General features: G+C 61.2%; 13 protein-coding genes. 5 read left to right on the top strand and 8 right to left on the bottom strand.

Annotated features, from left to right (window positions below; translation table 11 throughout):
- Positions 1-74: 74 nt before the first annotated feature.
- Positions 75-1,529: a pyruvate kinase gene (gene pyk, locus WDB86_RS10885; RefSeq protein ID WP_406735917.1), complete on the bottom strand. Its 1,455-nt coding sequence runs from the start codon at positions 1,527-1,529 to the stop codon at positions 75-77.
- Positions 1,530-1,684: 155 nt separating this feature from the next.
- Here pyk and WDB86_RS10880 point away from each other — a divergent pair, with 155 nt between their 5' ends.
- Both WDB86_RS10880 and WDB86_RS10875 read left to right on the top strand, forming a co-directional pair.
- Positions 1,685-2,431: an N-formylglutamate amidohydrolase gene (locus WDB86_RS10880; RefSeq protein ID WP_339108463.1), complete on the top strand. Its 747-nt coding sequence runs from the start codon at positions 1,685-1,687 to the stop codon at positions 2,429-2,431.
- Positions 2,432-2,617: 186 nt separating this feature from the next.
- Entirely contained in the window at positions 2,618-3,709 is a 1,092-nt protein-coding gene (locus WDB86_RS10875; RefSeq protein WP_406735916.1) for a calcium-binding protein, read from the top strand.
- A 77-nt stretch (positions 3,710-3,786) separates the two neighbouring features.
- Here the strand turns inward: WDB86_RS10875 and WDB86_RS10870 are convergent, their stop codons facing one another.
- The 3 genes from WDB86_RS10870 to dgcN form a co-directional block, all read right to left on the bottom strand.
- Entirely contained in the window at positions 3,787-4,650 is an 864-nt protein-coding gene (locus tag WDB86_RS10870) for a D-amino-acid transaminase (RefSeq protein ID WP_339108465.1), read from the bottom strand.
- Between the two features lie 20 nt (positions 4,651-4,670).
- Positions 4,671-5,633, bottom strand: a complete 963-nt coding sequence (gene dgcA, locus WDB86_RS10865; RefSeq protein ID WP_406735915.1) for an N-acetyl-D-Glu racemase DgcA — start codon at positions 5,631-5,633, stop codon at positions 4,671-4,673.
- A gap of 115 nt (positions 5,634-5,748) precedes the next feature.
- Positions 5,749-6,774 carry an N-acetyltransferase DgcN gene (gene dgcN, locus WDB86_RS10860; protein WP_339108467.1) on the bottom strand — a complete coding sequence of 342 codons (1,026 nt, stop codon included), beginning with the start codon at positions 6,772-6,774 and terminating at the stop codon, positions 5,749-5,751.
- Between the two features lie 303 nt (positions 6,775-7,077).
- Here dgcN and WDB86_RS10855 point away from each other — a divergent pair, with 303 nt between their 5' ends.
- Positions 7,078-8,034 (top strand): L-malyl-CoA/beta-methylmalyl-CoA lyase, encoded by a 957-nt coding sequence (locus tag WDB86_RS10855; protein ID WP_339108468.1) that lies wholly within the window; start codon positions 7,078-7,080, stop codon positions 8,032-8,034.
- On the opposite strand, the gene WDB86_RS10850 is transcribed toward WDB86_RS10855, so the two are convergent.
- On the bottom strand, positions 8,035-8,502 hold the full coding sequence (locus tag WDB86_RS10850; RefSeq protein WP_339108469.1) for a GyrI-like domain-containing protein: 468 nt from the start codon (positions 8,500-8,502) through the stop codon (positions 8,035-8,037).
- 123 nt (positions 8,503-8,625) lie between these two features.
- Here WDB86_RS10850 and WDB86_RS10845 point away from each other — a divergent pair, with 123 nt between their 5' ends.
- Positions 8,626-9,585, top strand: coding sequence for an acetyl-CoA carboxylase carboxyltransferase subunit alpha (locus WDB86_RS10845; protein WP_406721618.1), 960 nt, complete (start codon positions 8,626-8,628; stop codon positions 9,583-9,585).
- A gap of 82 nt (positions 9,586-9,667) precedes the next feature.
- Positions 9,668-10,204, top strand: coding sequence for a GNAT family N-acetyltransferase (locus WDB86_RS10840; protein WP_406735914.1), 537 nt, complete (start codon positions 9,668-9,670; stop codon positions 10,202-10,204).
- Between the two features lie 3 nt (positions 10,205-10,207).
- On the opposite strand, the gene WDB86_RS10835 is transcribed toward WDB86_RS10840, so the two are convergent.
- Genes WDB86_RS10835 through WDB86_RS10825 form a run of 3 tightly spaced genes read right to left on the bottom strand, consistent with a single transcriptional unit; the run spans position 10,208 to position 12,512 of the window.
- On the bottom strand, positions 10,208-10,951 hold the full coding sequence (locus WDB86_RS10835) for a lysophospholipid acyltransferase family protein (protein ID WP_339108471.1): 744 nt from the start codon (positions 10,949-10,951) through the stop codon (positions 10,208-10,210).
- Positions 10,951-11,844, bottom strand: coding sequence for a cell division protein FtsX (locus WDB86_RS10830; protein WP_339108472.1), 894 nt, complete (start codon positions 11,842-11,844; stop codon positions 10,951-10,953). Before WDB86_RS10830 ends, WDB86_RS10835 begins: the two co-directional genes overlap by 1 nt.
- Entirely contained in the window at positions 11,841-12,512 is a 672-nt protein-coding gene (locus WDB86_RS10825) for an ATP-binding cassette domain-containing protein (protein WP_339108473.1), read from the bottom strand. The genes WDB86_RS10830 and WDB86_RS10825 overlap by 4 nt, the downstream gene beginning before the upstream one ends.
- Positions 12,513-12,600: the final 88 nt, after the last annotated feature.

Genomic DNA, 12,600 nt, shown 5'->3' with positions numbered 1-12,600 from the left:
TGCCTTTCCGAGCTGTCTCCCAAATGACAGCCGCCCCGAACGCGGGTCCGGGGCGGCAGCTTGGCTTGAAACGGTTATTCCGGCTCGGTGCGGAAGATCTGGCGCTCGTCGCAAGGCGCGACGCGCAGGATGTTGGTCGTGCCTTCCACATTGAACGGCACACCGGCCACCACCACGATCTGGTCTTTCTCATCGGCCAGACCGAAATCGCGGGTCGCACGGACCGCATTGACCACAGCCATCTTGAAGCGCCCCACCTCTTCGGATTTGATCGCCTGCACGCCCCAGGTCAGGCAGATCTTGCGCAGGGTCTTGGTGACCGGCGACAGCGCGACGATCGGCACCTGCGGACGTTCACGCGCCACAAGACGCACCGAAGTCCCCGTCTGGGTATAGCAGCTGATCGCGGCGATATCGGTGGTCTCCGCAATCTCGCGGGCCGCAGCCACGATGCCATCCGCCACAGTCTGGCGGCGGGCTGCCGTGAAGGTCCGGCTGGAGTTGATAACCTCGCGGTAGGTCGAATCGCCTTCGACCTGCTCGGCGACATTATTCATCGTTTTAACTGCTTCGATCGGATAGCGGCCTGCGGCCGACTCCGCCGAAAGCATCACCGCATCCGCACCCTCATAGATGGCCGTCGCCACATCCGAGACTTCGGCGCGGGTCGGCATCGGGCTTTCAATCATCGATTCCAGCATCTGGGTTGCGACGATCACCGGCTTGGCCGCCGCACGCGCCTTGCGCACCAGCTTCTTCTGGATCGGCGGGACGTTCTGCACCGGAAGCTCGACGCCAAGGTCACCACGCGCAACCATGATCCCGTCGGACACCTCGAGGATCTCGTCATAGGCCTTCACTGCGGCGGGCTTCTCGATCTTCGACAGCACCAGCGCACGCCCCTGCGCCAGAGCTTTCGCCTCAAGCACGTCATCGGCGCGCTGCACGAAGCTCAGCGCCAGCCAGTCCGCGCCCAGCGAGCAGGCGAATTCCAGATCTTTCTTGTCCTTCTCGGACAGCGCGGGGATCGGCAGAACCACATCCGGCACGTTCACGCCCTTACGGTTCGAGATGGTGCCCCCCACCGTCACGGTGCAATTCGCGAAATCCGCACCGCAATCCTCGACCTTCAGGCGGATCTTGCCGTCATTGACCAGAAGCGTGGTGCCCGCTTCCAGAGCGGCAAAAATTTCGGGATGCGGCAGGCAGACACGATGCTGGTCGCCGTCTTTGTCCTCCAGATCCAGACGGAAGGCATCCCCCTCTTCCAGATCTGCCGCACCGGCAGCGAAGGTTCCGACCCGCAATTTCGGGCCCTGAAGATCTGCCAGAACAGCAATCGGGCGCCCCAAATCTTCTTCGACCTTACGAATGATCTCGTAGCGGGCACGCTGTTCGTCATGCGTGCCGTGGCTCATGTTCAGACGGAACACATCGGCTCCGGCCTCGAACAGACCGCGGATCGTTTCATAGTCGGAAGATGCAGGGCCCAGAGTGGCGACGATCTTTACTTTGCGAAGGCGTCTCATGCGACCTCGTTGGTTAGGAATTACGATTTAGTCGTGGGCCGCCCCAAGGTATTGCGCGATTTTGTCGCAAGTGCAACTGGCACTTCGGGGCAGGCTCGCTTATTCACTTTGATGCAGCACCAAAACTAAGAATGCGTGACAATAGGTGATCTTCCATGACCGAAACCGCTTTTCACATTCAGGGCGCAGAGCGGAGCGCATGCTGGCTGGTCACCTGTGATCACGCGACAAACCATGTGCCGGACTGGATCAACGGCGGTGATCTGGGGCTGCCGCCTGCCGATATGGCGCGCCATATCGCTTATGATCCGGGCGCGTTGGGCGTCTCCGAGGCTTTGGCACGCCTGCTGGACGCCCCGTTGATCAGCACAAATTTCTCGCGGCTGGTGATCGACCCGAACCGTGGCGAGACGGACCCGACGCTGCTGATGAAGCTCTATGACGGCACGATCATTCCCGCCAACCGCCATGCCGATGCCGCCGAGAAACTGCGCCGTCTGGAGCGTCTGCACCGTCCTTATCACAAGGCACTGGAAACCTTGGCCGCACGGCGCGAGAACAGCGTGATCTGCGCCATCCATTCCTTCACGCCCCAGCTACGCGGGCGACCGCCGCGGCCTTGGCAGGTCGGCATCCTGTCGGATCCCCGGGACCGCAGACTGGCCGAACCGCTGATCGAGGCGCTCAGGGCGCGACATATTCCGACCGGAGATAACGAACCCTATAAGGGCCATCTTGCCGGAGATTCCATCGACCGCCACGCGCTGCAAACGGGACGCCTGAACATCCTGATCGAACTGCGTCAGGATCTGATCCAGACCAGAGCTCAGCAAGAGGAATGGGCCGCGACTTTGGCGCCCCTTCTGCAACAGTCTCTGGATTGTTGCCAGAACCAGCGATAATATCGCGGTATTCAAGGTTAACAGTTTCCAACTTCACGCATTATCACGCGCGCGTGTGAATTAAGATTGACTTAACCATCCAATCACATATCCAGCAGATATTCTTATACTCTGCTGGGGCCGGTCATGGGCGCTTTTTTACTTCTTTCCCTTCTTCCTTTGGCTTTCGCTTTCGGCATCCACGACATGTCCGATCACGATGATGATAGCGACGATCCCTCTGACGAGATGACCGCCGATACCGATACCGATACCGGCACGCAGACCGACGATGCGGAAGACGACAGCTCTGACGACGCCACGCAAAGCGATAGCACCACCGAGCCGGACAGCACCGAGGATAGCGCCTCCGAAGCCACCGACACGACCGAGGAAACCGGAGAGGACGAAACGGCGCAGGACAGCTCGGAAAGCGGCACCGATGACAGCACCTCTGGCGAAAACGACTCGCAAAGTGACACGCAAAGCTCTCCGATACGGCAGGTCGCGGCCTCGGGTCAGGTCACCTATGGTTCAGCCGGACGGGACTGGATCCACGGCACCGAGGGCAGCGACACGATCATCGGTGGGGATGGCGATGATACGATCATGCTCAAGGGCGGCGACGACATGGGCAGCGTCCCCGCCGACCTGAGCGATCTGACGACGCTTTCCTCAATAGATGACCTGATCAGCTCGCTTGAGGATCAGGGCTTCTTTGGCGGGATCGGCGGTGCGGGCGATGACTATATCGATGGCGGCGCGGGCAATGATGCGCTGCTTGGCGGCCCGGGCAATGACACGCTGCGCGGCAATACCGGCGATGATGTGCTGATCGACCATCAGGGCTCGGATTCGCTGCATGGCGGCTATGGCGATGACGGGCTGATCGCGCTGGATACGATCGCGGGCAATTCCGATACCCTCAATGGCGGCGCGGGCAGCGACCTGCTGATCGGCGATGATGGCGATGTCATGTGGGGCGGCGATGGTCAGGATGCCTTCATCGTCAATGCAACCAATGCTGGCTCGCCCTATGGCGATCCGGTGACCATCAAGGATTTCGGCGAGGGCACGACCGAGGATGACCCCGAAGTGCTGGTGCTGAGCACCATGCAGGGGCCGCCCTCGACCTTCACCATCTCGGCCGATGATGCGGGTACCACGGTGCGCATCAACGGAAATAGCGTGGCCTATCTGGAAGGCGTCACCGAGGATATGGAAACGCTGGCGCAACAGATCGTGCTGGTGGATGACCTCACCCAGCAAGCCTATCTGCCCACCGTCCTGAATGCCTGATCGAGAACCGATCCTGCGGATGACAAAAACCCCGACCGCGCGGTCGGGGTTTTCTTTTGCCGTTTCGGGGGCCGCGCTTACAGCGCCGATTTCGCGCTTTCGGCCAGATAGATCTCGCGCAGGCGGGTGGCTACGGGGCCGGGCTTGCCGCTTGCAACCGGTTTGCCATCCACTTCGATGACTGGCGTCACAAAGGCCGAAGCCGAGGTGAAGAAGGCCTCATCGGCGGCCTGCGCCTCTTCGATGGTGAAGGAACGCTCTTCGATCTGCATCTGCGCCTCGGCGGCATATTTCAGCAGCGCCGCGCGGGTGATCCCGTGCAGGATGTCATTCGACAGCGCGCGGGTGATGATCTTCCCGTCCTTCACGATATAGACGTTATTCGACGAGCCTTCGGTCACGAAACCATCCTCGACAAACCATGCATCATCCACATGCGCTTTCTTGGCCGCCATTTTGGCCAGCGACGGGTAGAGAAGCTGCACGGTCTTGATATCGCGGCGGTGCCAGCGCAGATCGGGGATCGAGATAACCTTGATGCCTTTCTTGGCTTTGGGGTCATCCAGCAGGCCGTTCTTGGCTTGGGTATAAAGCACCACGGTCGGCTTCACATCGGCGGGCGGGAAGGCGAAATCACGGTCGCCGGCATTCCCGCGCGAGATCTGCAGGTAGATGCCGCCGTCGATGAAATCGGGGTTGCGCTTGATCAGCTCGCGGTGGATCTCCAGAAGCTCGTCGCGGGTCAGCGGGTTCTGCATCTCCAGCTCGTTCAGCGAGCGGGCGAGGCGCTTCACATGGCCCTCGAAGTCCCACAGCTTGCCGCCGATCACGGCCGTCACTTCATAAACTGCATCGCCCATAACGAAGCCGCGGTCGAAAATCGACACTTTGGCTTCTTCTTCGGGGATATAGTCACCGTTGAGATAAACGATACGGCTCATCGGCCTTACTCCTTCTTCCCTCAGCCCCAAAGCGACGCTTCGGGCGGATAAACTTTGCCATCTTCGTAATAGAGCGGCTGCTCACGGTCTTCTGCCAGAAGCAGCGGGGCGTCAAGATCGACAATAGCGGCACCTTGCGCCACCAAGGTCGCGGGCGCCATCCCCAAAGACGACCCCAGCATACAGCCGACCATCACCTTATAGCCTTCCGACAGCGCCACATCGCGCAGGCTGAGCGCCTCGGTCAGGCCGCCGGTCTTGTCGAGCTTGATGTTGATCATGTCGTATTTGCCCTTCAGATGCGCCATCGAAGCGCGGTCATGACAGGCTTCATCGGCACAGATCGGCACCAGACGTTCGACCCCCATCAGGCCCTCATCGGCGGCGGCAGGCAGCGGCTGTTCGACCATCGCGATATTCAGGCGCAGGAGGTGCTTCTGGATATCGAGGAAGGTCTCCATCTCCCAGCCCTCATTGGCATCAAGGATGATCTTGGCCTTGGGGGCCCCTTCGCGCACGGCCTCAAGCCGCGGGATATCATCGGGCGTGCCCAGCTTGATCTTCAGCACGGGGCGATGGGCGTTCTTGGCGGCTTTCTCGCGCATTTTCTCGACCGTATCGAGCGAGAGCGTATAGGCGGTCACTTCCGGCTTGGGTGCGGAAAGCCCCGCCATTTCCCAGACGCGCTTGCCCGCTTTCTTGGCCTCGAGATCCCACAAGGCGCAATCCACCGCGTTACGGGCCGCACCGGCGGGCAGCGCCTCTTGCAGCTCCATACGGGTAATGCCCTCGGGCAGCGAATTGATCTGCGCCGTCACACTTTCCAGCGTCTCGGCATAGCGTTTATAGGGCAGGCACTCGCCCCAGCCGGTCACACCGTCGCGGGTGATCCGAACGGTCAGCACATCGGATTGGGTCCGCGAGCCGCGCGAGATGGTGAAAGCCTCGGCGAGTTTGAAACTGTCGGGGGTAACTTTGATCATGATCTCTTCCTCACTCTGGCAGGGCCTGTCACAGGCCATTTGACCCGCAAGCTAAGGCTTTTTCCAAGAGTGTCAGTAAAAACCCGCCGGAAACTGGTTCCGGCGGGTCATGGGCTTACTCGGCGGCGACGGCGTCAAGCGCTTCCAGCGCATCGACCAGCGGGCCCGCACCAAAGCGGAAGGGGTCGGTTGCGGGCAGACCCATTTCGGCTTCGACCTTGGCCAGATAGGCTTTGGCTTCGGCTTCGGGCATGCCCTTGGTATTGATCGAGATACCCACAACCTTACAGGCCGGATTGGCAACCTGTGCCAGTTGCAGCGCCAGATCACGCACGGCTTGCAGCGAGGGCAGCTTATAGCCCGGCAGGCCGCGCATATGGTCACGGGTCGGCTCGTGGCAGATCACCAGCGCGTCGGGTTGGCCGCCGTGGATCAGCGCCATGGTCACGCCCGAATAGGACACGTGGAACAGCGAGCCTTGGCCCTCGATCAGATCCCAGTGATCCTCGTCATTATCGGGGGTCAAATATTCGACCGAACCGGCCATGAAGTCGGCAATCACGGCATCCAGCGGCACACCGTCGCCGGTGATCAGGATACCGGTCTGGCCGGTTGCCCGGAAGCTGGCCTTCATGCCGCGCTCGCGCATCTCTTTTTCCACACAAAGCGCGGTATACATCTTGCCGACCGAGCAATCGGTGCCCACGGCCAGCATGCGCTTGCCCTTGCGCTTCACCCCATTGGCGATCGGATATTTCACCGAAGGAATACGCACGTCATGCAGTTGACGGCCGTTTTTCTCGGCAGCGGCCACCAGTTCGGCCTCGTCGCGCAGCAGGTTATGCAGGCCCGATGCGATGTCCAGACCGGCTTCCAGCGCCTTCACCAGAACCTCTTTCCACGCCGCCGAGATCACACCGCCACGGTTGGCCACGCCGATCACCAGCGTTTTGCAGCCCGCGTCCACGGCCTCTTCCAGCGTCATATCGGCCAGACCCATATCGGCATTGCAGCCCGCCATGCGGAACTGCCCCACGGCAAACTCGGGACGCCAGTCCTTGATGCCCTGCGCCACTTTCGCGGCCAGAGCGTCCGGCGCGTCACCAAGGAACAGAAGATACGGGGTTTCGATAAGCGCCATCGTTCAGGCCTCCAAATGGGTTGTTGGACATAGGCTATGACCTTTGCGCAGAAATTTCCTTGGTATTTGGAGCATTTTTGAAAGATAATTCTGAAATATATTTCAACAAAAGGCAATTTGGCCGATTTTATTTGCGTCATCCTGAAAAAGAGTCGGAGATTGATCTGAAATTTTACAGATTCAAGCAATCCTCTGCCGCATAAACGACTCGTTCATTCTGCATTGCAGAAAGTGATTGAAAACGCCCGCGCAACAATATATCAACTCAAGCATCAGGATAGAAACATCATTACCGGAGGAACGATGAGTTTCCGCATCCAGCCTACCCCGCCTGCCCGCCCGAACCGCTGCCAGCTGTTTGGACCCGGCTCGAACACGAAGCTTTTTCCCAAGATGGCAGCCTCGGCGGCAGATGTCATCAATTTGGACCTCGAAGACAGCGTCGCGCCCAATGATAAGGCGGTTGCCCGCAAAAACATCATTGCCGCCAGCCACGAAATCGACTGGGGCAACAAATATCTTTCGGTGCGGATCAACGCGCTGGATACGCCCTATTGGTACCGCGATGTGGTCGAGCTGCTGGAGGAAGGCTCGGAGCGCATCGACCAGATCATGATCCCCAAGGTCGGCTGTGCGGCGGATGTCTATGCCGTTGACGCGCTGATCACCGCGATCGAGACCGCCAAGGGCCGCACCAAAAAGGTCAGCCTTGAAGTGATCATCGAATCTGCGGCGGGCATCGCCCATGTGGAAGAAATCGCGGCCAGCTCGCCCCGCCTGCAGGCGATGAGCCTAGGGGCTGCCGATTTCGCGGCCTCGATGGGGATGGCGACCACCGGCATCGGCGGCACGCAGGAAAACTACTATATGCTGCACGAAGGCGCCAAATACTGGTCCGACCCGTGGCACTGGGCGCAAACGGCGATTGTGGCAGCCTGCCGCACGCATGGGCTGTTGCCGGTGGACGGGCCGTTTGGCGACTTCTCGGATGATGACGGCTTCCGCGCACAGGCGCTGCGGTCGGCTACGCTGGGCATGGTTGGCAAATGGGCGATTCACCCCAAGCAGATCGCGCTCGCCAACGAGGTCTTCACCCCCTCGGAGGCCGCCGTCACCGAAGCGCGCGAGATCCTCGCCGCGATGGAGCAGGCCAAATCCGAGGGCGCAGGCGCGGCTGTCTATAAGGGCCGCCTTGTGGATATCGCCTCGATGCGTCAGGCCGAAGTCATCGTGCGTCAGGCCGAGATGATCGGCGTCTAATCACGCCAGCGGGAGCCGGATTTCCGTCCGCAGCTCCCGCTCCGGCACTTCCTCGGGGTTGTTGAGATAGACCTCATAGGCCACCAGCCCGCGATGCTCCTCGCCCGAGGCGGGATACCATTCGTCGCTGAGTTTGGCATAGGCCTGCGCCAGTTGCCGATAGGGCCCGACCACCTCCAGAACGGCGTAACGGCCTTCGGGGTAACGGATTTCTTTCATCGGCGGCACAATCGGGCAGGTCTCCGACACAATGAAACAGGCATCCGAACGCAGTTTTTCCACAGGCGTTATCCGCGGATTGTCATAGCCCACGGCGGCGGCCCCTTCCACATGCCCCCATAGAAGCCCGTCCTCGAACATATGCACCAAGCGGGCAAAGGCTTCGGTCAGGTTCTGATAATCCCCGCGATGGGCCAGACCCGCCAGACGGACACCCGCCAGAGTGCGGATGGTCACCTCTCCGATCATACTGCTCTCCTCTTTCCTCGCCCCTGATGTAGCACAGCTTTCGCAAGCTCACAGCCCTACCGTTGCATTTCCATGCGCGCGAGGTCATATAGGCGCCATCGAGCCAACCGGAGGGTCACGATGATCAGCTATCTCGAATTCGAAAAGCCTCTTGCCGAGATCGAGGGCAAGGCCGAAGAGCTTCGCGCCTTGGCACGGGCAAACGAAGAGATGGATGTGGAGAAAGAAGCCGCTGCGCTGGACAAGAAAGCCGCGCAGATGCTGAAGGATCTGTACAAGGATCTTTCGCCCTGGCGTAAATGTCAGGTCGCGCGCCATCCCGAGCGTCCGCATTGCAAAGATTACATCGAGGCGCTCTTCACCGAGTTCACGCCGCTGGCTGGCGACCGCAATTTTGCCGATGACCACGCGGTTATGGGCGGCCTTGCGCGCTTCAACGACCAGCCGGTCGTGGTGATCGGCCATGAAAAGGGCCATGACACCGCCTCGCGGATTGCCCGCAATTTCGGCATGGCCCGCCCCGAGGGCTATCGCAAGGCGATCCGCCTGATGGAAATGGCCGATAAATTCGGCCTGCCGGTCATCACCCTGATCGACACGCCCGGTGCCTATCCCGGCAAGGGCGCGGAAGAGCGCGGCCAGTCCGAAGCGATTGCCCGCTCGACCCAGACCTGCCTCAATATCAAGGTGCCGCTGATTGCGCTTGTCATTGGTGAAGGGGGGTCTGGCGGGGCCGTAGGCTTTGCCGCAGGCGACCGCGTGGCGATGCTGGAACATTCGATCTACTCGGTCATCTCGCCGGAAGGCTGCGCCTCGATCCTGTGGAAGGATGCCGAGAAAATGCGCGAGGCGGCGGAAGCGCTGCGCCTGACCGCGCAGGATCTCAAGAAGCTCGAGGTGATCGACCGGATCATCAAGGAGCCTCTGGGCGGGGCCCAACGCGACCGCACCGCAACTTTCGAGGCCGTGCGCACGGAAATCGGTGCCATGCTGAAAGAACTGGCGGGCCGCGACGGGGTCGCGCTTGTGAAATCGCGCCGCAAGAAGTTTCTGGATATGGGCTCGAAAGGGCTTGCGGCATAAAGCCGCCGATATTCCGAAATTCTCCCCCGTCATCACCAATGGCGGGGGTTTTGCTTTGCCAGCCGTTCCTTACAGTGGCGCCATGCGTATCGACCCAGACAAGATCACTCTCCGCACGGCCTCTGCCGAAGACGATGATGCTGCCCTGACCGGCCTGCTCAACGAGGCTTTTCCCGGCTTTTTCGAAGAGCGCAGCTTTTTCAAGCAAGAGCCGCATCAGCGCGTGCTGGCCTTTCAGGGCCCGACGCTGGTGGGGCAGATCGGCATTGACCGGCGCGTGATCTCCATCGAGGGCACCCCCTACCGGATCATCGGGCTGATCGATCTTTGCGTCACCCCCAAAGCCCGCAGACAGGGGATCGGGCGGGCTTTGGTGCAGGCCGCGGAAGCTTTGGGGCAGGACCGCGAATTTGCGATCCTGTTTTCGGACAGCCCCGAGATCTATCGCGCATGGGGCTATCGTCCGCTTCCCGCTGCACCGATGCGCTGGCTGGCGATTGACGAATTGAGAAGCCATGCGGTGATCGAGGGCGAGATGAGCGACGTGCTGCTGGTCAAGCCGCTGGGGACGCGGAAATGGCCCCCCGGCATGATCGACCTGCTGGGCTATATGTTCTAGCCCTCAGCCCTTCGGCGTCAGCTCGGCCACGATCGGCATACCGGCTTCGGCCATCAGCATGTTGGACCGGGTCTCGATCTGGGTCTCGATCTCGGCCATGAAGGCATCGACCTTCAACCCCGGAGCGATCGGCGGCAGAAACTCCACCACCGCCAGCCCCGGCTTGCGCAGGATCGCATGTTTGGGCCAGAACAGCCCCACATTCACCGCCACCGGAACAGCGGGCGTTTTCAGCGTGGAATACAGCGCCCCCGCCCCCACCTTATAGGGCTTCTGCGCCCCCGGAGCGACACGGGTGCCTTGCGGGAAGATCACCAGTTGGCCGCCCTTTTCCTGCCCTTTCTTGGCGGCTTTCAGCATGGCTTTCACCGCAGCCCCGCCCTTGCCACGGTTAACCGGAATGCAGCCGATCAGCCACGCATACCAGCCCACGAAGGGGGTCCAGACCAGTTCGCGTTTCATGATGAACTTGCCCTTGGGCAGGACCGAATAGATCATCAGGATATCCATGAAACTCTGGTGCTTGGCACAAACGAGCACATCCCCTTCCGGAACGGTGCCGCGCACTTCGGTCCGCAATCCGACAATCCAGCGCGCCGAAAAGCGCACCCAATGACAGAAGCTGCGGCAGATCACGATGGCCACGCCGCGCCCGCCGATCAGGGCAACGGGGAACAGGCAGATCGCCATTACGGCCATCACGAGATACATCAGCACGATGAAGACGAGCGAACGGAGATATTGCATCAGCGGATCCCTTTCAGCATGCGCATGGCGGCGAATTGCGTTGCGCCGAAGGCCACAAGCGCCGCCAGAACCGGAATAAGGAGCGGCCAGAGCCAGCCCGCCCCGCTAAACCCGAGCCCTGTCAGGAACGCCCCCGCCGGACTCGCATCGGGCAGAAGCGCCACAGCCGCCATCCCCAGAAGCGTGCCGATCATCGCGCCCGCAAGTCCCCGCGCGGTAAAGCGGCGCACAAAGGCGCTGGCGATGAACTGGTCACGCGCGCCCACCAGACGCAGGGTGCGGATCACCTGTCCGTTGGCGGCAAGCGCCGCCTGAGCGGCCAGCGTGATCATCCCCGCCATCGCCCCGCCGATCAGAACCAGCGAGACAAGCCCCAGCATGCGCAACCGGCCAGCCGCCTGCACCAGCGGCCTGCGCCAGCGGGTATGGTCGTCCAGCACCGCACCGGGAGCCTCGGCCTGAAGCCGGAGCCGCAGCCCCTCGACATCAATCCCCTGCCCGTTCTCGGTAATCTCCACCAGACGCGGCAAGGGCAGCGTATCCACCGGCAGGTCAGCACCGAACCACGGCTTGAGAAGGGCCAGCATCTGCGTATCGTCCAGCGCCTTGTATTCCGAGATTCCGGGCGTCTCGCCCAGCACCTTCAGCACCGCATCCACCTGCGTCTGCATCTGGTCCTCGGGGGCCGAAATCCGAACGGTGGCGGTGCGCGCCAACGCATCGGCCCAGCGATGTGCCAAACGGTTGGTCGCCAACGAAAGCGCCAGCGCAAAGACCGCCAGAAAGGCCATTGCTGCGGCCGTGATCAGTGTCAGCCGCGCGGTAAAGCCCGTGGGCGGCACGACCCGCGCCGCAGTGCCTTGTTCGATCTTGAGAAAGTTCAGGGAAATCACAGGTCCGCTCCCGCCAGTTGCAACCGCCGTCCGGAAATGCGCAGCACCCGCGCCTGCACCTGCGCCTTGGCCTGCCGGATCAGGTTCAGATCGTGGGTGGCAATCACCACCGTCTTGCCCATCCGGTTCAGCTCGACCAGAAGCCCCAGCAGACGCAGCGACATCTCCCAGTCAAGATTCCCCGTCGGCTCGTCGGCCAGAATGACATCGGGGCTCATCATCACAGCGCGGGCCAAAGCCGCGCGCTGGCGTTCGCCCCCCGAAAGCTGCGGCGGCAGGGCATTCGCCTGACCGCGCAGCCCGACCCAAGACAGCAGCTCGCCCAATTCCTGCGGATGCGCAGGACGTCCCGAAACGGTCAGCGGCAGCGCGACATTCTCGATCACCGGCAGATGGTCCAGAAACTGGCAATCCTGATGCACCACACCAATCCGCTGCCGCATCAGGGCGCGGTCATCGCGGGTCATCGTGCGGATATCTTGCCCCATCAGGCTGACATGGCCCGCCACCGGCAGAAGCTCGGCATAGCAGAGCTTGAGAAACGAGGTCTTCCCCGCCCCCGAAGGACCCGTCAGAAAATGGAACGATCCGGGGACCAGTTTGAGCGAGACTTCGGACAGAAGCTCGACCCCGTTATAGCCAATCGCGACATTTTCTAGTTCGATCACCAAAGGCCCCCTTGCATCGCCATTTTTCACCGCAACGACGCTACTACTTGGATAATGATTGGCTGCTTGCTACAACATCGTAAAATGA

Origin of the sequence: Thioclava sp. GXIMD4215, from assembly GCF_045291555.1 — a bacterium.
Classification (GTDB): Bacteria; Pseudomonadota; Alphaproteobacteria; order Rhodobacterales; family Rhodobacteraceae; genus Thioclava; species Thioclava litoralis.
This window is presented reverse-complemented; position numbering and strand designations above follow the sequence as displayed.

Excerpts from the sequence above, each read along its gene's own strand:
- pyk (WP_406735917.1), bottom strand. The coding sequence starts at position 1,529 with ATGAGACGCCTTCGCAAAGTAAAGATCGTCGCCACTCTGGGCCCTGCA.
- WDB86_RS10880 (WP_339108463.1), top strand. The coding sequence starts at position 1,685 with ATGACCGAAACCGCTTTTCACATTCAGGGCGCAGAGCGGAGCGCATGC.
- WDB86_RS10875 (WP_406735916.1), top strand. The coding sequence starts at position 2,618 with ATGTCCGATCACGATGATGATAGCGACGATCCCTCTGACGAGATGACC.
- WDB86_RS10870 (WP_339108465.1), bottom strand. The coding sequence starts at position 4,650 with ATGAGCCGTATCGTTTATCTCAACGGTGACTATATCCCCGAAGAAGAA.
- dgcA (WP_406735915.1), bottom strand. The coding sequence starts at position 5,633 with ATGATCAAAGTTACCCCCGACAGTTTCAAACTCGCCGAGGCTTTCACC.
- dgcN (WP_339108467.1), bottom strand. The coding sequence starts at position 6,774 with ATGGCGCTTATCGAAACCCCGTATCTTCTGTTCCTTGGTGACGCGCCG.
- WDB86_RS10855 (WP_339108468.1), top strand. The coding sequence starts at position 7,078 with ATGAGTTTCCGCATCCAGCCTACCCCGCCTGCCCGCCCGAACCGCTGC.
- WDB86_RS10850 (WP_339108469.1), bottom strand. The coding sequence starts at position 8,502 with ATGATCGGAGAGGTGACCATCCGCACTCTGGCGGGTGTCCGTCTGGCG.
- WDB86_RS10840 (WP_406735914.1), top strand. The coding sequence starts at position 9,668 with ATGCGTATCGACCCAGACAAGATCACTCTCCGCACGGCCTCTGCCGAA.
- WDB86_RS10835 (WP_339108471.1), bottom strand. The coding sequence starts at position 10,951 with ATGCAATATCTCCGTTCGCTCGTCTTCATCGTGCTGATGTATCTCGTG.